Below are 251 nucleotides of genomic sequence, written 5' to 3' on the forward strand. Positions count from 1 at the left end.
CTTCCGCGGCGGCGTTGCGCTCGTTTTGGCGGTTGCGGCTGCGGCGGTTGTCTTTGGCGTTGCGGGTTTCGTTTTCCGCCGCCTGATTGTCCGCTGCTTTGTCTTTGAAGTCCGCCACTTCGCGCACTTCTACCTTGCTGCCGTCGTGCCTATTGTTACGACGCGGGTTTTGGCGGCGGTTGTTTGCGCGGCGGTTGCCGGAATTGCCGTTGCGGTTGTTGCCGTTTGAAGTGCGTTTTTCCGCCACTTCG

The 251-nt window shown here is 60.6% G+C and carries 1 protein-coding gene; it reads right to left on the reverse strand.

Annotated features, from left to right (window positions below; translation table 11 throughout):
• Positions 1-251, reverse strand: a 251-nt coding sequence (locus ACTHS3_RS18275; protein ID WP_440368841.1) for a hypothetical protein, incomplete at both ends; no start/stop codon positions are given.

Source organism: Neisseria sp. P0009.S007, from assembly GCF_051962515.1.